Origin of the sequence: Salmonella sp. SAL00670, from assembly GCF_046552235.1 — a bacterium.
GTDB classification, from domain to species: Bacteria; Pseudomonadota; Gammaproteobacteria; order Enterobacterales; family Enterobacteriaceae; genus Salmonella; species Salmonella enterica.
This window is the reverse complement of the sequence record NZ_JBGDUO010000007.1, coordinates 115,085-132,188: the sequence shown is the minus strand read 5'-3', so window position 1 is coordinate 132,188 and position 17,104 is coordinate 115,085. Positions and strand designations below refer to the sequence as shown.

Below are 17,104 nucleotides of genomic sequence, written 5' to 3'. Positions count from 1 at the left end.
CTCCGGCCAGGCGAGCCAGTCGTTTTTTTTACTATCCTTTATCTGCGCTTTCCTTAATACAGCCATTTTGACAGGGTTAAATGGAAACACGGCGCGTTCGCTGTTTTCTTAGCCGATTTTCACCTTAGCTTCTCGTCATTACTGCTGTAGCGCGTACGCTTTAATGATAAGATTTGTGCGCAAATTGTTTTGATTCCGTAAGCCCATGAGGGGCATATCAGGTGGCAATGACGTGAGTGGAATACTGACGCGCTGGCGACAGTTAGGCAGACGATACTTCTGGCCGCATCTCTTATTAGGGATGGTCGCGGCGAGTTTTGGTTTGCCCGCGCTCAGTAACGCCGCTGAAACCAATACGCCTGCAAGGACGACCGCCAGCACCGCGTCTAAAGTTAACTTTAGCCATTTTGCGCTGTTAGAAGCCTCTAACCGTCGTCCCAATTTCACCGTAGATTACTGGCATCAGCACGCTATTCGCACGGTGATTCGCCACCTTTCTTTTGCAATGGCGCCGCAAACGCTGCCCGTTGCCGACGCGCCGTCGCCATTACAGGCGCATCATATCGCCTTACTGAATACGCTCAGCGCGATGCTCACGCAGGAGGGCACGCCGCCGGCGATTGTTCGTCGCCTCTCCCTGGCGTATTTTGCGCCACAAACCGCATTTAGCATCCCGGCCTGGATAAGTCAGGCGCAGGGTATCCGCGCCGGTCCGCAACGTCTCAGCTAACGAAAAAAGACCCTTTTACTTTATTTGTAGCTCCGCGGCGCGGGGCATTTGAGACTTTATTATGCTAATCAAATTATTAACCAAAGTATTCGGTAGCCGTAACGATCGTACGCTGCGTCGTATGCGTAAGGCCGTCAGCCTTATTAATGCGATGGAACCGGAGATGGAAAAACTCTCCGATGACGAACTGAAAGCGAAAACCAACGAATTTCGCGCCCGTATTGAAAAAGGCGAAAGCGTAGAGAGCCTGATTCCGGAAGCGTTCGCGGTGGTGCGTGAAGCCAGTAAACGCGTCTTTGGGATGCGTCACTTCGACGTTCAGCTATTGGGTGGTATGGTGCTCAACGATCGCTGTATCGCCGAAATGCGTACTGGTGAAGGTAAGACGCTGACCGCAACGCTGCCAGCCTACCTGAACGCGCTGTCCGGCAAAGGCGTTCATGTGGTGACCGTGAACGACTATCTGGCGCAGCGTGACGCCGAAAACAACCGTCCGCTATTCGAATTCCTCGGTATGTCCGTTGGTATCAACCTGCCAGGTATGCCTGCGCCAGCCAAACGTGAAGCTTACGCTGCCGACATCACTTACGGCACTAACAACGAATACGGTTTTGACTACCTGCGCGACAACATGGCGTTCAGCCCGGAAGAGCGCGTGCAGCGTAAACTGCATTATGCGCTGGTGGATGAGGTTGACTCCATCCTGATCGATGAAGCGCGTACGCCGCTGATTATTTCCGGCCCGGCGGAAGATAGCTCGGAAATGTACAAAAAAGTGAACAAAATCATTCCGCACCTGATTCGTCAGGAGAAAGAAGATTCTGACACTTTCCAGGGCGAAGGCCACTTCTCCGTTGATGAGAAAGCGCGCCAGGTTAACCTGACCGAACGCGGTCTGGTGCTGATTGAAGAGCTACTGGTGCAAGAAGGCATTATGGATGAAGGCGAGTCGCTCTACTCGCCTGGCAATATTATGCTGATGCATCACGTCACCGCCGCGCTGCGCGCGCACGCGCTGTTTACCCGTGACGTGGATTACATTGTGAAAGACGGCGAAGTCATCATTGTTGATGAACATACCGGTCGTACCATGCAGGGGCGTCGCTGGTCTGACGGTCTGCACCAGGCGGTAGAAGCGAAAGAAGGCGTTGAAATTCAGAATGAAAACCAGACGCTGGCGTCTATTACCTTCCAGAACTACTTCCGTCTGTATGAAAAGCTGGCCGGTATGACCGGTACGGCGGATACTGAAGCCTTCGAATTTAGCTCTATCTATAAGCTGGACACCGTCGTTGTTCCGACCAACCGTCCGATGATCCGTAAAGATTTGCCGGATCTGGTCTACATGACCGAAGCGGAAAAAATCCAGGCCATTATCGAAGATATTAAAGAGCGTACCGCGAACGGTCAGCCAGTGCTGGTCGGGACGATTTCTATCGAGAAATCTGAAGTGGTCTCCAGAGAGCTGACCAAAGCGGGCATCAAACATAACGTCCTGAACGCAAAATTCCACGCCAACGAAGCAGGCATCGTTGCGCAGGCTGGTTATCCAGCGGCGGTCACTATCGCTACCAACATGGCGGGGCGTGGTACCGATATTATGCTGGGCGGTAGCTGGCAGGCGGAAGTCGCCGCGCTGGAAGCGCCGACGGAAGAACAGATTGCGCAGATTAAAGCGGACTGGCAGGTACGCCATGACGCGGTTCTGGCTGCCGGCGGTCTGCATATCATTGGCACCGAGCGCCATGAATCCCGCCGTATCGACAACCAGCTGCGTGGCCGTTCCGGTCGCCAGGGCGATCCGGGTTCTTCCCGTTTCTACCTGTCGATGGAAGATGCGCTGATGCGTATTTTCGCCTCCGATCGTGTCTCCGGTATGATGCGTAAACTGGGGATGAAGCCGGGCGAAGCGATTGAGCACCCGTGGGTGACGAAAGCTATCGCTAACGCGCAGCGTAAAGTAGAAAGCCGTAACTTCGATATTCGTAAGCAACTGCTGGAATATGATGATGTGGCGAACGATCAGCGCCGTGCAATTTATACCCAGCGTAACGAACTGCTGGATGTGTCTGACGTGAGCGACACCATTAACAGCATTCGCGAAGATGTCTTTAAGGCGACTATCGACGCCTACATTCCGCCGCAGTCGCTGGAAGAGATGTGGGATATCCCGGGTTTGCAGGAACGCCTGAAAAACGACTTCGACCTGGAGATGCCGATTGCCGAATGGCTGGATAAAGAGCCGGAGCTGCATGAGGAGACGCTGCGTGAGCGCATCCTGGCGCAGTCCATCGAGGTGTATCAGCGTAAAGAAGAGGTGGTTGGCGCTGAAATGATGCGTCATTTCGAAAAAGGCGTGATGCTGCAAACGCTCGATTCCCTGTGGAAAGAGCACCTGGCGGCGATGGATTACCTGCGTCAGGGTATTCATCTGCGCGGCTATGCGCAAAAAGATCCGAAGCAGGAATACAAGCGCGAATCCTTCGCTATGTTCGCCGCGATGCTGGAATCGCTGAAATATGAAGTGATCAGTACCCTGAGCAAAGTCCAGGTACGTATGCCTGAAGAGGTCGAAGCGATGGAAATGCAGCGTCGCGAAGAGGCGGAGCGCCTGGCGCAGATGCAGCAGCTAAGCCATCAGGATGACGATGCCGCCGTGGCTGCCGATCTGGCCGCCCAAACCGGCGAACGTAAGATTGGACGTAACGATCCTTGCCCTTGCGGTTCCGGTAAGAAATACAAACAGTGTCACGGTCGCCTGAGCTAATGCGATAAACTTACCGGCCTGATAAGACATAATGTGTTGCCATCAGGTCGGTGCTGGCATTATTGCCGAAGGGCGCTACGCTTATTCGGCCTGGCATTGAACACAGATAAAAAGGCGCAGGCGACTGCGCCTTTTTTATGGATGCACCAAGATGAAAAAACTGCAAATCGCGGTTGGGATTATCCGCAACCCGAACGACGAAATTTTTATTACCCAACGCGCCGCTGATGCGCATATGGCGAACAAGCTGGAATTTCCCGGCGGAAAAATTGAAGCCGGCGAAACACCAGAGCAGGCGTTGATCCGGGAGCTACAGGAAGAGGTGGGGATTACGCCAACACAGGTGACATTATTCGACACTCTGGAATATCAATTCCCGGATAGACACATTACGCTGTGGTTTTGGCTGGTTGAACGCTGGGAGGGCGAACCGTGGGGGAAAGAAGGACAGCCGGGACGGTGGATCGCGCAAAACGCGTTGAATACGGACGATTTTCCGCCGGCCAATGAACCGATTATTCGTAAATTACGCCAATTTGCGCCTTAGTGGGGGATCGCAACACGATCCCCATCGATCTTATTAGCGATTTAATGTCGACATAATTTCCGGCCAGTAGCGGGGGCCGGCCGCGGCGTCGTGAGGAAAAACCGCCTCAATTGCCGCCAGCTCCTGCGGGCTTAGGGTCAGTGATAACGCGCCGAGGTTTTCATCCACCCTGGCGCAGTGGCGGGTGCCGGGAATGGGAACGATGTGCCTGTTGCGGGCCAGCAGCCAGGCCAGCGCTAATTGTGCGGGGGTACACTCTTTTTCGCGTGCCATTTGTTTTATTGCTTCAGCCAGACGTAAATTGCGCGAGAAGTTCTCACCCATGAACCTGGGATTTGTGCGACGGAAGTCATTCGCAGCAAAATCTTCTGGCGTTTTAATCGTACCGGTCAGAAATCCGCGTCCCAGCGGGCTGTAAGCGACAAATCCTATACCCAACCGTTCACAGGTGGAAAGTGCTGAAATTTCCGCTTCGCGGGACCAAAGCGAATACTCACTTTGCAGCGCGGTAATAGGGTGAACGTTATGGGCGCGTTCCAGCGTTTGCGTTGATGCTTCGGATAGCCCGAGATAACGCACTTTTCCCTCGCGCACCAGGTCCGCCATTGCACCGACAGTCTCTTCTATGGGAACTGATGGATCAACGCGATGTTGATAGTACAGATCGATATGATCGACCCCCAGGCGTTGCAGGCTTTGCTCACAACTACGGCGAACGTACTCCGGTCTGCCATTGACGCCACGCGCCATAGGGTTAGCAGGGTCGAGAACGATACCAAATTTCGTCGCTAAAAATACCCGATCGCGACGATCGGCGATGGCTCTTCCAACTAACCTTTCATTGGTATAAGGGCCATACATATCTGCGGTATCGAGCAGTGTTACCCCCTGATCTAACGCATAATGTAGCGTCTTAATTGAGGTGCTGTCGTCATGAGCGCCGTAAAATGCGCTCATGCCCATACATCCCAGTCCGATGGCTGACACTCGCGGTCCGTTTGCGCCTAATGTACGATATTGCATACTACCTCCATGAGGATATTTTGTGCATGGCAGGCAGTCTATACCTGGCGTATAAGATGAAAAATAGGGGGAATAAGCATGGTTTATGAAGGCTGGCTTAATAATGCGTCATGATGTGATGTCCATATTGCATGCTTTTTGCATGATTGCTGAAAACCATAGCTTCACGCGGGCAGCGGCGCAGTTACATATTTCTACATCGGCGTTAAGTCAGAATATGCGTCAACTGGAGGATGAACTTGGCGTGAAATTGTTGAACCGAACCACCCGGCGTGTCGGTTTGACAGAAGCAGGACATGCCTTTCTTGCCAGTATCAGGCCCGCATTAAACCATATTGATGAGGCGATGGAACATGCCCGCCAGAGCCGCGATATACCCGGAGGGACATTACGCCTGACCGTACCGCGCACGGCGGCTACGCTTCTGTTACAACCTAATCTCGCCGGTTTCATGCGCGATTATCCCGATATTCGGCTGGATATCGATGTGAATGACGGTTTTGTGGATTTAATTAACGAACGCTTTGATGCCGGTATTCGCTTTGGCGATGCGGTACAACTTGATATGAATGTCGTTCCGCTCGGTGATGTTTTACGCCCGGCGATCGTAGCATCCCCTGCATACCTTGCGCGTTTTGGCACGCCGCTGCACCCTCAGGAACTCATCAATCACCGCTGCCTTTGCCATCGTTTTACGCGTGAGAGCGGGCTATATCGGTGGGAGTTTGTTCACGGAGCGCAACGGCTGGAAATTACGCCGGAAGCCGCGTTAATGGTGAATGATAAAGCGTTGCGTCTCTCCGCCGCGCGTGATGGGGCAGGGCTAACCTATGTTTTTGAACAGGATGTCCACGAAGACTTACAGGATGGGCGGTTGTGTTCCGTACTTGAGGAGTGGCTGCCTGCGGCGGACCGGTTTTATTTGTATTATCCCGGCCGCGCGCATATGGCGCCAAAACTACGCGTATTTATTGATTATTTTTGTCATAAGGCGATATTGCCATCTCAACAGAGCCATCACTGTTAGCGCTCTTCGCTCCAGTCGTCGCTATCAGACTGGTCGCCGCTGCTGGCGATTCGTTTCTCTTCGGCGGCCCATTCGCCCAAATCAATTAACTGACAGCGTTTAGAACAAAATGGGCGGAAGGGGCTAATTTCCCCCCAGACGACCGGTTTACCGCAGGTCGGACAGTTTACGACGGTCACGTCAGACATTTTTACTCCTTAGCAACAGGCCAGTTCAAAATCAAGACGCTCCGGCACCAGACCATTTTCACTATCCAGCGGCATAAAGCGAATGGCAAAACGGCTCTTATGGCCGGAAATTTGCGGATAAAGTTGTGAATCGAGCGTCAGCATAAGACGCAGCAAATCGGCGTCGTCCCCGTTATCCTGATAAAAACCGTTCAGGCTGGTTTGCTTACGGAAAGGCGCTGAATTACGGATCAGATCAAGCACCAGCGTCAGCGCCTGGGTGAGGGGATTCAGGCTGGCAAGCCAGGTTTCAATCTGGGCGTCGCGCTGCGCCTGTTGTAGGTGCAACCAGATATGCAGAGTGGGTAAATCGAAACTGCAACAGCCGCCAGGAATACTTAAGCGTTGACGCACAAGGGCAATCAAGCGATCTTCGCGTAGCTGCTGGCCAATCCTCGGGGCGGAGATCAGCACGCTGCCCGCCGATTTTAACTGCTGGCGCAGGGCTTCAATACGGTCTTGATCGACGCCGGGAACCTCAACCCAGGCCTGTAATTTACGCTGCTGGCGCTCCAGTTCTTTCAGCAGTTCGGTACGGACTTCGCCCCGTTCGAACACATCCAGTAGATCGCTGATATTACGGAAAAAATGCAGTGCGCCAGCATGGTCTGCAATTGGCAGGTTGATGGAGAGCTGTTGGATCAAAAACTCTATGCGCAGCCACGTACGCATCTTCTCATTGAGAGGGTGTTCAAATAGGACCTGGGTGTGCATTACGGTTTTTCCTGTGAGACAAACTGCGACGCGAGCTTAAGATAACTGGCGTGCAGGCGGGCCACATCTGATGCGATAGCATCCGGTGCGCCGTTATTATCAATAACATCGTCCGCCACGGCAAGGCGCGCTTCACGCGTCGCCTGCGCAGCGAGAATGTGTTCAACATGCTCGCGCGTAACATCATCACGCTGCATTGTGCGTATGAGCTGCGTTTCGGGCGTCACGTCAACCACCAGTACGCGGTTGGCTTTTTGATACAGCCTGTTTTCAACCAGCAGAGGCACAACCCATAACACATAGGGCGACGTAGCCTGTTGAAACTGTCGTTGGGTTTCCTGCTGAATTAAGGGGTGAAGCAGGGCGTTAAGCCAGGCTTTTTCTTCCGGATGCGAAAAAATACGCTCACGCAGCGCCCGGCGACGTAACGTGCCGTCGGCGGCGATAAGTTCAGAACCAAAATGTTCCGCTATTGCGTTCAGGGCGGGCTGCCCTGGCTCAACCATCTGGCGCGCGATAATATCCGCGTCGATGACGGTTATTCCGAGGTCAGCGAAGGCATCAGCGACGGTACTTTTACCGCTGCCAATACCGCCGGTTAAGGCTACGGTATACCTCATATCTCCAGCTTCCGGAATTTTAGTTTGATAATCAAAAGGTTAAATTTTAAACATACAAAGACAATACGCTCTGAGCATTAACCTACTATTCGCCAGGTAAATTTATGGGATTGTAACGTAAAAAAAGAGAATTTCGCAGTCTTGTACGGCCATGATTAGTGCGTATGATAGCGTCACTGGAGTTGTGAGTTTCGATTTTTCGCCATTAACCCCAGGAATCCGTACATGCGTATTGAAGAAGATCTGAAGTTAGGTTTCAAAGACGTTCTTATCCGTCCTAAGCGTTCTACCCTCAAAAGCCGTTCCGATGTCGAACTGGAACGTCAATTCACCTTTAAACACTCAGGTCAGACCTGGTCTGGCGTACCGATTATCGCGGCCAATATGGATACCGTCGGGACGTTTGAAATGGCGCAAGCATTGGCCGGGTTTGATATTCTGACTGCTGTACATAAACATTATACCGTTGAAGAATGGGCAGCTTTTATCAACACGGCCTCGGCTGATGTTCTGAAGCATGTGATGGTTTCCACCGGGACCTCTGATGCTGATTTCGAAAAAACCGTGCAGATTCTGGCGCTGAATCCTGCGCTGAACTTTGTCTGTATTGATGTGGCCAATGGCTATTCAGAACATTTTGTGCAGTTCGTCGCAAAAGCGCGTGAAGCATGGCCGACAAAAACAATCTGCGCAGGCAATGTGGTAACGGGCGAGATGTGCGAAGAGCTTATCCTCTCCGGCGCCGATATCGTGAAAGTGGGAATTGGTCCCGGCTCCGTATGCACGACGCGTGTAAAAACCGGCGTTGGTTATCCGCAACTGTCGGCGGTTATCGAATGTGCTGACGCGGCGCATGGCCTGGGCGGTATGATCGTCAGCGATGGCGGCTGCACCATGCCAGGCGACGTAGCAAAAGCCTTTGGCGGCGGCGCGGATTTCGTTATGTTGGGCGGCATGCTGGCGGGGCACGAAGAGAGCGGCGGCAGCGTGGTAGAAGAGAACGGCGAGAAATTTATGCTGTTCTACGGCATGAGTTCGGAATCTGCGATGAACCGTCATGTCGGCGGCGTTGCGAAATACCGCGCGGCAGAAGGTAAAACGGTTAAATTGCCGCTGCGTGGGCCGGTGGGCAATACTGCCCGCGATATCCTGGGCGGTCTACGCTCAGCCTGCACTTATGTCGGCGCGTCTCGCCTGAAAGAGTTGACCAAACGCACCACCTTTATTCGGGTGCAGGAACAAGAAAACCGCATTTTCAATAGCCTCTAATATTCTGGCTGGCGTAAATGTGCGCCAGCCTTATCCCATCCCGCTCATCGCGTCTCCCAGATGAAAAATCGGCAAATACATCGCCACCACCAGCGTACCGATAATTAAGCCGGTGATGATCAATAACGCCGGTTCCAACAACGACGCCAGATTATCGGCCAGCGCCAGCGTAGTTTCACTGTGGTGACGGGCAAGGTTATGCAGCATGATATCGAGTGAACCGGACGCTTCGCCCGTTCTGACCAGTTGCAGGCATAGCGGACTAAATTCCTGGGTATTTTTTAGCGCCAACCAGACCGGATTGCCCGCGGCGATCTCCTGATGTACCTGCGTTAAACGCTGTGACCAGTAAGGGCAGCCGAGACTATCGATAGCGCTTTCCAGTCCCTGAAGAAAAGGAATACCTGCGCTTTGGGTTAATGCCAGTACGGTGAATATTTGCGCTAGTTTCTGGCCTCTTATCAGGCGACCCATAACGGGAAGCCGTAGCAGAAGACGCTGCCGCTGCGCTTGCCAGGACGGCTTTTGTTTTACCCTGCGGTGAGCGATAGCAACGAGCATCGTCAGGAACAAGATGAGCCAACCCCATGCCGACCCCCATTGCGCTATCGCAATAATACCGCGTGTCAGAAGAGGAAGCGGGGTATTGAAGCTACGGTAAATGGCGGCAAATTCCGGCAGGACAAAGTGCAGCATGGCGAAAACGACCAGGGCGGCCATTGTTAGAATAATGGCGGGATAGCGCAGCGCCTTTTTCACGCTAACCGTAATCTGCCGTTGCGCTTTTTGCTGACGGGCCAGTTCAAAGCAGCATTCGGCCAGTTTGCCGGTCAGTTCTCCGGTGCGGATCATCGTCTGGTAGAGCGGCGGAAATACCTGCGGCCAGGAGACTAATGCGCTGGAAAAAGGGACGCCCTGTTCAAGCTCGTGAGCCAGCGTGCGCAACAGCGCTTGCCATTGTCGGTGGGGATGCTGTTTCGCAAGGAGTTCCAGCCCTTCTGAAAGCGTCAGCCCGGCATGAATGAGCGTGGCCAACTGATGAATAATTTCAGCGCTTTGCTCTTCTTTCCACAGTGCGGCGTTAACGCCTATGCGCTTGATGCGAAGCGGCATAATGCGCTGATGTTGCAGGGTGATGATCAGCGCCAGACGATTGTCCACCCATACAACGTCTTGTTCCAGTTGACCTTTATCGTTAACGCCTTGCCAGCGCCAGAGCTGTTTAACGCTCATGGGGCATTCCCAGAACGCGCAGTATCTCTTCAAAGGACGTCATGCCTTGCTCAACGGCGCGACAGCCATTTTCAAAAAGCGTCCCTGTACCGGTCTGTTGGAGGTGGGCTTCCAGTGCTTGCGCCGATGCGCCGCTCGCAATTAACTGACGTAATGCCGGGGTAACGGTTAACACTTCGAATAACGCGGTTCGGCCATAAAAGCCGTGGTAGCAATGCTGACAGCCGTTTGCCTGCCAGCGCGGTAGCGCGCTGGGCCAAAGATTGGGCGATAGCACTACGGGATCGCTCAGGCGCTGTTTGCAGTGCGGGCAAAGCTTCCTTACCAGGCGTTGCGCTACCACCAGCGTAAGCGCCGATGAGATCATCCAGCGTGCTACGCCCATTTGCTGCAAACGTATCAGGGTTTCACTGGTGGAGTTCGTATGTAGCGTTGAAAGTACCAGATGGCCCGTTTGTGCCGCCTTAATGGCGATTTCTGCGGTGTCGCCGTCACGAATTTCACCTACCATGATGATGTCAGGGTCCTGGCGTAATAGCGCACGCAGCACATTTTGAAAGGTGAGCCCGGCGCGGGGATGGATCTGCGTCTGGTTAATCCCATCCAGTGGAATTTCTATCGGATCCTCAACGCTACAGAGGTTGATACCCGGCGTATTCCGGGTTTGTAGCGCGCTGTATAGCGTGACCGTTTTTCCGCTACCGGTGGGGCCAGTCACCAGTACCAGCCCCTGAGGTTGCTGTAGGGCTTGTCTAAAAGCGGTAAGTTGTGCCCCGTACATGCCCAGCGTGTCCAGATCCAGCGTTTGTTCAACCTGATGCAACAACCGTAAGACGACTTTTTCGCCTTCTTTACAGGGAAGCGTGGCGATACGAAAAGAGATGCTGTCTCCCGACAGGTCAACGGTAAATTGCCCGTCCTGCGGCAGTCGATGTTCAGCGATGTCCAAATTTCCCAGGACTTTCAATCTGGCCGTCAGCGCAAGCCCCGTCTCTTTGGCGATGTCCTGCAGAATATGAAGAACGCCGTCGATGCGGAGTCTTATTCGGTAGCGGCTGGCGCCGGGTTCAAGATGGATATCAGAGGCGCGTTTCGCCATCGCCGAGCGTAATGTCTGATTGAGAAGCTGGGCTGCGGTTTCTCCGCCTTTCGCGGCGTTTGCCGAGGGTGCCTGATCCGGCTTATGCCGATGATTTTCCATTTGCTGGCGAGTCCAGCACACAATATCAATCTGTTTTTGCGTGGCGAAATGCAGAGCGTCCAGTAACGCATGAGAGGGCGCGTCGACCACCGCAACAGTGATACTGTTGCTGGCGCTATTGATCAGTACAGCCTGATGACGTTGACACAAGGTGTTGAGCTGAGCGTCTTTCATCTTGTCTCCTTAGTTGGCGTCAAAACGGAAGACATCTTCACAAGCCTGTTGTAACGCGCTGTCGCTTTGAATATTGCAGTTACGCGTCCAGCCAGTAATGCCGTTAGCATTGTCCCAGGCGGGCGTCATGATGACGCTAAGCCCGCTCAGACTCTCCTGGCCGGTAAGCGTGATGACGCCTTTTTCCACGCTCATGCCCGAAACATAACGGGTGATGACGGGCGAGGGGATACCGTTGACGCCCGCATCGCATGTGCTCGTCCCACCATGTTCCAGAGTGCAGAGTTCGACGGCAGTACGGTAGGGGACAAACGTTTGCAACATATCCGTCAGCGCCGCTTTACGCAGATAGTTCTGGTAAGCCGGAATGCCAATGGCGCTTAAAATGGCGATGATGCCAATAACGACCATCAGTTCGATAAGCGTGAAACCGCGTTGTTTTTCCATTGTTCGCTCCTTGAGTTAGCTGGCGCTACTGTGGCAAACGCGGGAAGAGCGGGCGAGCGGTAAAAGGTAAAACGGGAAGGCGGATTCTGAAGATTTTCGCTGCGTTACATGACACGGCAACGTTATTGCGAGGCGCTACGAATATTTTACCGAATAATGACGCGGATCTACGGACAGGTGATTTATAGACCCGACGGCGCAGCGCCATCGGGTGGAGAGGATCAGCAAAAACGCATGGAGAGATCGAGCGCGCGCACGTGCTTGGTCAGCGCGCCAACGGAGATGAAATCCACCCCGGTTTCAGCAAATTCGCGTAAGGTTTCCGCGGTGACGTTGCCGGATACTTCCAGCCGCGCCTGGCCGTTGACGCGTTTCACCGCCTCGCGCATCTGGTCGGTGTTGAAATTATCCAGCATGATAATATCCGCGCCTGCTTTCAGCGCATCGTCCAGTTCATCCAGATTTTCGACCTCGACTTCTACCGGCACGTCCGGATGTAGCCAGAACGCTTTTTCCACCGCCTGACGAACCGAACCGGAGGCGATGATATGGTTTTCTTTAATCAGGAACGCGTCAGTGAGGCCCAGACGATGATTGGCGCCGCCGCCGCATAAAACCGCATATTTGAGCGCGGTGCGCAGACCCGGCAGCGTTTTACGCGTGTCGAGCAACTGGGTTTGGGTGCCAGCCAGCAGTCCAACGTAGCGGCGTACTTCACTGGCGACGCCGGAAAGGGTCTGGACAAAGTTTAGCGCCGTGCGCTCGCCGGTCAGCAATACGCGAGCCGGGCCGTTCAGTTCAAACACTGTTTGGTTGGCGTGAATGGCGTCGCCGTCATCGACATGCCAGGTGAGGCGCACATCATCGCCCGCCAGTTGGATGAAGACCTCTTCAACCCAGCGCTTGCCGCAGAAAACGCCGTCTTCACGAGTGATCACCGTGGCATGGGCTTGCGTATCTGCCGGCAAAAGTTGCGCGGTGATATCGTTGCCAGCATCGACTTCTCCACCTAAATCTTCACGCAGCGCCTGAGCAACGGCGGCAGGGATATCGAGATTAATGCGTTCCAGTAGCGCGTCACGTCGGTCGTCTGGGTTATAACGGCGAGGCGGCATGATAAAACTCCAAATTGCTAACGAATCATAAGGTAGAAACATGCTACTCTGAAGCAGCTATAAGCACCACTCAAAAGGAGACTCTGCATGTTGCCAGATAAGGGTTGGTTGGTAGAGGCGCGACGCGTCCCTTCTCCGCATTATGATTGCCGTCCGGATGACGAAAAACCGTCCTTGCTGGTGGTGCATAATATTAGCCTGCCCCCCGGCGAGTTTGGCGGTCCGTGGATCGATGCATTATTCACCGGAACGATAGATCCAGACGCCCATCCTTTTTTTGCAGAAATCGCTCATCTTCGTGTTTCGGCCCATTGTCTGATTCGTCGCGACGGTGAAATCGTCCAGTATGTGCCTTTTGATAAGCGTGCGTGGCATGCGGGCGTGTCAAACTATCAGGGGCGGGAACGTTGTAATGATTTCTCCATTGGTATTGAGCTGGAGGGGACGGATACGCTGGCTTATACCGATGCGCAGTATCAGCAGCTAGCCGCCGTGACGCGCACGCTTATCGCTAGCTATCCGGCGATCGCCGACAATATGACCGGACACTGCAACATTGCGCCTGACCGCAAAACGGACCCTGGCCCTGCCTTTGACTGGCCGCGCTTTCGCGCTTTGGTAGCCCTCTCGTCGCACAAGGAGATGACATGACGCTGTTTACGACATTACTGGTGCTGATTGTCGAGCGCCTGTTTAAGCTGGGCGAGCACTGGCAGCTCGATCATCGGCTGGAGGCGCTATTCCGTCGGATTACGCATTTTTCGATGTTGCGCACGATGGGAATGACGGCGATCGCGATGGTGGTGACTTTTCTACTGCTCCAGGCGTTAAAAGGGCTGCTATTTAACGTGCCGACGCTGGTGGTGTGGATTCTCCTGGGCGTGCTGTGTATCGGCGCGGGCAAAGTGCGAGTACATTATCACGCCTGGCTGAAAGCGGCGTCCCGTAACGATCCGCATCCTTGCGAGGCGATGGCCAGCGAGCTTACGCTGATTCACGGCGTGCCGCCGGATTGTAATGAGCGTGAATTTTTGCGTGAGCTGCAAAATGCGTTGTTATGGATAAATTTCCGTTTTTACCTCGCACCGCTATTTTGGTTTATCGTTGGCGGTCCGTGGGGGCCGGTAACGCTGGTGGGCTATGCGTTTTTACGGGCCTGGCAGACCTGGCTGGCGCGCTATCAGACGCCGCACCAACGTTTGCAATCCGGCACTGACGCTATTCTTCATGTGCTGGACTGGATTCCGGTACGTCTGGCGGGCGTAGTGTATGCATTACTGGGGCATGGCGAGAAAGCGTTGCCGGCCTGGTTTGCCTCGCTGGCGGATCTGCATACTTCGCAGTATCAGGTACTCACACGTCTGGCGCAGTTCTCACTGGCGCGTGAACCGCATACTGACAAAGTAGAAACCCCCAAAGCGGCGGTGTCGATGGCGAAGAAGGCCTCGTTTGTGGTGGTGGTGATTATTGCGTTGCTCACCATTTATGGGGCATTAGTGTAGCGTTGTGCCGATGGCGCTAACGCTTATGCTGCCTACAATGGAAAAATCTGTAGGCCCGGTAAGCGCTAGCGCCACCGGGCAGTGCAACGGCTTAGATCGTATCGGCTGGCGGCACGCCAAAATCAGGCATCCCGTTTTCGTCCCAGCGCACCCGTTTCAGACGCGTATGGCGGTTGGGATCGTACAACGGATCGCCTTCAATTTCGGTGTAATTTCTCGCGTGGTACACCAGTACATCTTCACCTTCCGGCGTTTGCGTAAAGCTGTTATGTCCCGGCCCATACTGGCGATTTTCATAGCTGGTGGTAAAGACCGGGCGCGGTGATTTATGCCAGTTGGCCGGATCGCGCGGATCGTCGTTTACGTTAATCCACAGTAATCCCATACAGTAGTTTTCATCGGTGGCGCTGGCCGAATAGCTGATAAACAGCTTGTCGCCATGCACCACGACGGCCGGACCTTCGTTAACCCAAAAACCCCGACACTCCCAGTCGTACTCTGGCTTACTGAGTCTTACCGGCTCGCCTTTAATCGTCCACGGATTTTCCAGTTCAGCCAGATAAATATTTGAGTTACCGGCAATATCCGGCGCTTTTTGCGCCCACAGATACCACTGCTTTCCCTGATGATAAAAAGTGGTGGCATCGAGGGCGAAGGTATCAAACGGTGTTTTAATTTGACCTTTCTCCGTCCACTTGCCGGTGAGTGGGTCGGCATCGGCGCACTCCAGGGCAAACATGCGATGCTGGAACATTCCCAGCTTATCAAGCGCTTGAGTATGGGTAGCGGCAAAATAGATGTACCACTTGCCGTTGATGCGGTGCATTTCCGGTGCCCAGATGAGCTGGCTCATCGGGCCGCTTTCCGGTTTACGCCAGACGACAACGGGGTCGGCGGCGCGCAACCCTTCCAGCGAATTAGCCCGGCGGATTTCCAGCCTGTCATATTCCGGTACGGAGGCAATAAAGTAGTAATCGCTGCCGTCGCGTAAAATAAACGGATCGGCACGTTGTTCAATAAACGGGTTTGGCCAGTTTGCCATCAGGCTTTCCTTACGCTTTCAGCGGCTTTGAGCTCCTGCAACTCACTCAATTCGCGGTAATTAGTGCGACGTTTTTCCAAATCGTCCTGGATTTTTTTCATCAGTTCACGGTCAACTTTCAGCAGACGTACCACGCCTGCGGTAATCAGATAGCCAACGCCGGGGATAACGGTAAACAACAGCATAATACCGTTCATCGCCGAGGCGCTTTGCGCTTTAGCGCTGGCGTCATAACCGTACCAGGAGAGCAAAAAGCCGACCATCGCCCCGGCAATCGCCAGGCCCAGCTTGAGGAAGAACAGGTTACCGGAGAAGCTGATACCGGTAATGCGTTTGCCGGTTTTCCATTCGCCGTAATCATCGACGTCCGCCATCAGCGACCAGTGCAGCGGGGAAGGGATCTGATGCAGAATATTGAGCAGGAAGTAGAGCGCCACTATCATCACGGTGGCTTTCGGATCAAAGAAATAGAACGCGCAGGAGAAAATCGCCAGCGCAATATTGGTCCAGAAAAATACCTTCAATTTACACCAGCGATCGGTTAAGACTTTTGCCAGCATACTGCCGATCATCATACCGACCACGCCAAGGCTAATAAAAAGCGTAGCGAAATGGGGGCTTTGTCCCATCACCCAGGTGACGTAATACATGGTCGCCGCCATACGGATAAACCCCGGGCAGACGTTACATAAGGTCAATAGCAGAATGCGTACCCATTGATCGTTTTTCCACACGTCTTTGAAATCATTCTTCATATCATCGTGCGTCGGAACGGCAGGGCGAACGCGTTCGCGGACGCTGGCAAAGCAGAACAGAAACATACCCATGCCGATAATCGCCAGCACGGTCATCGCCAACTGATAGCCTTTGGCTTTGTCGCCGCCGCCAAACCAGTCCACCATCGGCAATAGCGTTAACGATAGCAACAGCGTCGCGATGCCGACTAACACGAAGCGATAAGCCTGACAGGCCACGCGCTCTTTTGGATCGTTGGTGATCACGCCGCCCAGTGAGCAATAGGGAATATTGATGGCGGTGTAGGTCACGGAAAGCAGAAAATAGGTGACGAAAGCATAGACAACTTTGCTGTTATAGCCCCAGTCCGGCGTCGTGAACATCAGAACGCTGAACAGCGCGTAGGGAAATGCAATCCACAGTAGCCAAGGGCGGAAACGACCATATTTACTTTGGGTACGATCGGCAAGCGCGCCCATCACCGGATCGGTAACGGCATCGATAACGCGTACTGAAAGGAGTAAAACACCGACTAACGCCGGGGCAAGACCAAAAATATCCGTATAAAAATAATTAACAAACAGCATGATAGCACCAAAAATAATGTTACATCCGGCGTCGCCCATGCCATACCCGATTTTCTCTCTTACCGAAAGTCTGCCCTTATCCATTGAGACTTCTCCCCATCAGATGATGGCGGTAATTATTCGCCTGCGAGCTTTTATTTGCGT

17 protein-coding genes are annotated in these 17,104 nt (G+C 53.6%); 7 read left to right on the top strand and 10 right to left on the bottom strand.

The features are described from left to right. Positions 1–232: 232 nt before the first annotated feature. The 3 genes from secM to mutT all read left to right on the top strand — a co-directional run bounded on the left by secM (position 233) and on the right by mutT (position 4,044). Positions 233–730 carry a secA translation cis-regulator SecM gene (gene secM / locus ACLJRS_RS20015; RefSeq protein WP_000014333.1) on the top strand — a complete coding sequence of 166 codons (498 nt, stop codon included), beginning with the start codon at positions 233–235 and terminating at the stop codon, positions 728–730. Positions 731–791: 61 nt separating this feature from the next. Then, positions 792–3,497 carry a preprotein translocase subunit SecA gene (gene secA, locus ACLJRS_RS20010; RefSeq protein ID WP_000905756.1) on the top strand — a complete coding sequence of 902 codons (2,706 nt, stop codon included), beginning with the start codon at positions 792–794 and terminating at the stop codon, positions 3,495–3,497. Positions 3,498–3,648: 151 nt separating this feature from the next. Next, positions 3,649–4,044 (top strand): 8-oxo-dGTP diphosphatase MutT, encoded by a 396-nt coding sequence (gene mutT / locus ACLJRS_RS20005; RefSeq protein WP_000736055.1) that lies wholly within the window; start codon positions 3,649–3,651, stop codon positions 4,042–4,044. 33 nt (positions 4,045–4,077) lie between these two features. Here mutT and ACLJRS_RS20000 read toward each other — a convergent pair whose 3' ends face one another. Then, positions 4,078–5,067, bottom strand: a complete 990-nt coding sequence (locus tag ACLJRS_RS20000) for an aldo/keto reductase (protein ID WP_001200034.1) — start codon at positions 5,065–5,067, stop codon at positions 4,078–4,080. Positions 5,068–5,152: 85 nt separating this feature from the next. Between ACLJRS_RS20000 and ACLJRS_RS19995 the strand changes: the two genes are divergently transcribed. Further along, positions 5,153–6,094 (top strand): LysR family transcriptional regulator, encoded by a 942-nt coding sequence (locus ACLJRS_RS19995; protein WP_001622534.1) that lies wholly within the window; start codon positions 5,153–5,155, stop codon positions 6,092–6,094. Here the strand turns inward: ACLJRS_RS19995 and yacG are convergent. From yacG to coaE, 3 genes are read right to left on the bottom strand one after another with little or no spacing between them, the layout of a single operon-like run. Further along, on the bottom strand, positions 6,091–6,282 hold the full coding sequence (gene yacG, locus ACLJRS_RS19990; RefSeq protein ID WP_001286419.1) for a DNA gyrase inhibitor YacG: 192 nt from the start codon (positions 6,280–6,282) through the stop codon (positions 6,091–6,093). The genes ACLJRS_RS19995 and yacG overlap by 4 nt on opposite strands. A 9-nt stretch (positions 6,283–6,291) precedes the next feature. Continuing rightward, positions 6,292–7,035, bottom strand: a complete 744-nt coding sequence (gene zapD / locus ACLJRS_RS19985) for a cell division protein ZapD (protein ID WP_000557443.1) — start codon at positions 7,033–7,035, stop codon at positions 6,292–6,294. Continuing rightward, the gene (coaE, locus tag ACLJRS_RS19980; protein ID WP_001270913.1) at positions 7,035–7,655 is read right to left on the bottom strand and encodes a dephospho-CoA kinase; all 621 of its coding nucleotides are present in this window, start codon (positions 7,653–7,655) and stop codon (positions 7,035–7,037) included. Before coaE ends, zapD begins: the two co-directional genes overlap by 1 nt. A gap of 225 nt (positions 7,656–7,880) precedes the next feature. On the opposite strand from coaE, the gene ACLJRS_RS19975 reads away from it, so the two are divergent. Next, positions 7,881–8,924, top strand: a complete 1,044-nt coding sequence (locus ACLJRS_RS19975; RefSeq protein ID WP_001217365.1) for a GMP reductase — start codon at positions 7,881–7,883, stop codon at positions 8,922–8,924. A gap of 30 nt (positions 8,925–8,954) precedes the next feature. Here ACLJRS_RS19975 and hofC read toward each other — a convergent pair whose 3' ends face one another. The 4 genes from hofC to nadC all read right to left on the bottom strand — a co-directional run bounded on the left by hofC (position 8,955) and on the right by nadC (position 13,094). Next, positions 8,955–10,157: a protein transport protein HofC gene (hofC, locus tag ACLJRS_RS19970; protein WP_000114101.1), complete on the bottom strand. Its 1,203-nt coding sequence runs from the start codon at positions 10,155–10,157 to the stop codon at positions 8,955–8,957. Next, positions 10,147–11,532, bottom strand: coding sequence for a type II secretion system protein GspE (gene gspE, locus ACLJRS_RS19965; RefSeq protein WP_000650600.1), 1,386 nt, complete (start codon positions 11,530–11,532; stop codon positions 10,147–10,149). Before gspE ends, hofC begins: the two co-directional genes overlap by 11 nt. Positions 11,533–11,541: 9 nt before the next feature. Then, on the bottom strand, positions 11,542–11,979 hold the full coding sequence (ppdD, locus tag ACLJRS_RS19960; RefSeq protein WP_410957888.1) for a prepilin peptidase-dependent pilin: 438 nt from the start codon (positions 11,977–11,979) through the stop codon (positions 11,542–11,544). 221 nt (positions 11,980–12,200) lie between these two features. Continuing rightward, a complete protein-coding gene (gene nadC / locus ACLJRS_RS19955) occupies positions 12,201–13,094 on the bottom strand; it encodes a carboxylating nicotinate-nucleotide diphosphorylase (RefSeq protein WP_001135135.1) in 894 nt (297 codons plus the stop codon). Between the two features lie 87 nt (positions 13,095–13,181). On the opposite strand from nadC, the gene ampD reads away from it, so the two are divergent. Then, a complete protein-coding gene (gene ampD / locus ACLJRS_RS19950; RefSeq protein WP_000936329.1) occupies positions 13,182–13,745 on the top strand; it encodes a 1,6-anhydro-N-acetylmuramyl-L-alanine amidase AmpD in 564 nt (187 codons plus the stop codon). After that, positions 13,742–14,596, top strand: a complete 855-nt coding sequence (ampE, locus tag ACLJRS_RS19945) for a beta-lactamase regulator AmpE (RefSeq protein ID WP_410957887.1) — start codon at positions 13,742–13,744, stop codon at positions 14,594–14,596. Before ampD ends, ampE begins: the two co-directional genes overlap by 4 nt. Positions 14,597–14,687: 91 nt before the next feature. Here the strand turns inward: ampE and ACLJRS_RS19940 are convergent, their stop codons facing one another. Beyond that, positions 14,688–15,638: a family 43 glycosylhydrolase gene (locus ACLJRS_RS19940; RefSeq protein WP_000024778.1), complete on the bottom strand. Its 951-nt coding sequence runs from the start codon at positions 15,636–15,638 to the stop codon at positions 14,688–14,690. Then, positions 15,638–17,044, bottom strand: coding sequence for a glycoside-pentoside-hexuronide (GPH):cation symporter (locus tag ACLJRS_RS19935; RefSeq protein ID WP_000357534.1), 1,407 nt, complete (start codon positions 17,042–17,044; stop codon positions 15,638–15,640). The genes ACLJRS_RS19940 and ACLJRS_RS19935 overlap by 1 nt, the downstream gene beginning before the upstream one ends. Between the last annotated feature and the right edge of the window lie 60 nt (positions 17,045–17,104).

What these genes read in the sequence shown, in the direction of transcription:
- ppdD (WP_410957888.1), bottom strand. Translation starts at nt 11,979, where the DNA reads ATGGAAAAACAACGCGGTTTCACGCTTATCGAACTGATGGTCGTTATT.
- hofC (WP_000114101.1), bottom strand. Translation starts at nt 10,157, where the DNA reads ATGAGCGTTAAACAGCTCTGGCGCTGGCAAGGCGTTAACGATAAAGGT.
- ampE (WP_410957887.1), top strand. Translation starts at nt 13,742, where the DNA reads ATGACGCTGTTTACGACATTACTGGTGCTGATTGTCGAGCGCCTGTTT.
- zapD (WP_000557443.1), bottom strand. Translation starts at nt 7,035, where the DNA reads ATGCACACCCAGGTCCTATTTGAACACCCTCTCAATGAGAAGATGCGT.
- ACLJRS_RS19975 (WP_001217365.1), top strand. Translation starts at nt 7,881, where the DNA reads ATGCGTATTGAAGAAGATCTGAAGTTAGGTTTCAAAGACGTTCTTATC.
- yacG (WP_001286419.1), bottom strand. Translation starts at nt 6,282, where the DNA reads ATGTCTGACGTGACCGTCGTAAACTGTCCGACCTGCGGTAAACCGGTC.
- ACLJRS_RS19995 (WP_001622534.1), top strand. Translation starts at nt 5,153, where the DNA reads ATGAAGGCTGGCTTAATAATGCGTCATGATGTGATGTCCATATTGCAT.
- coaE (WP_001270913.1), bottom strand. Translation starts at nt 7,655, where the DNA reads ATGAGGTATACCGTAGCCTTAACCGGCGGTATTGGCAGCGGTAAAAGT.
- ACLJRS_RS19935 (WP_000357534.1), bottom strand. Translation starts at nt 17,044, where the DNA reads ATGGATAAGGGCAGACTTTCGGTAAGAGAGAAAATCGGGTATGGCATG.
- ACLJRS_RS20000 (WP_001200034.1), bottom strand. Translation starts at nt 5,067, where the DNA reads ATGCAATATCGTACATTAGGCGCAAACGGACCGCGAGTGTCAGCCATC.
- secA (WP_000905756.1), top strand. Translation starts at nt 792, where the DNA reads ATGCTAATCAAATTATTAACCAAAGTATTCGGTAGCCGTAACGATCGT.
- mutT (WP_000736055.1), top strand. Translation starts at nt 3,649, where the DNA reads ATGAAAAAACTGCAAATCGCGGTTGGGATTATCCGCAACCCGAACGAC.
- ACLJRS_RS19940 (WP_000024778.1), bottom strand. Translation starts at nt 15,638, where the DNA reads ATGGCAAACTGGCCAAACCCGTTTATTGAACAACGTGCCGATCCGTTT.
- gspE (WP_000650600.1), bottom strand. Translation starts at nt 11,532, where the DNA reads ATGAAAGACGCTCAGCTCAACACCTTGTGTCAACGTCATCAGGCTGTA.
- nadC (WP_001135135.1), bottom strand. Translation starts at nt 13,094, where the DNA reads ATGCCGCCTCGCCGTTATAACCCAGACGACCGACGTGACGCGCTACTG.
- ampD (WP_000936329.1), top strand. Translation starts at nt 13,182, where the DNA reads ATGTTGCCAGATAAGGGTTGGTTGGTAGAGGCGCGACGCGTCCCTTCT.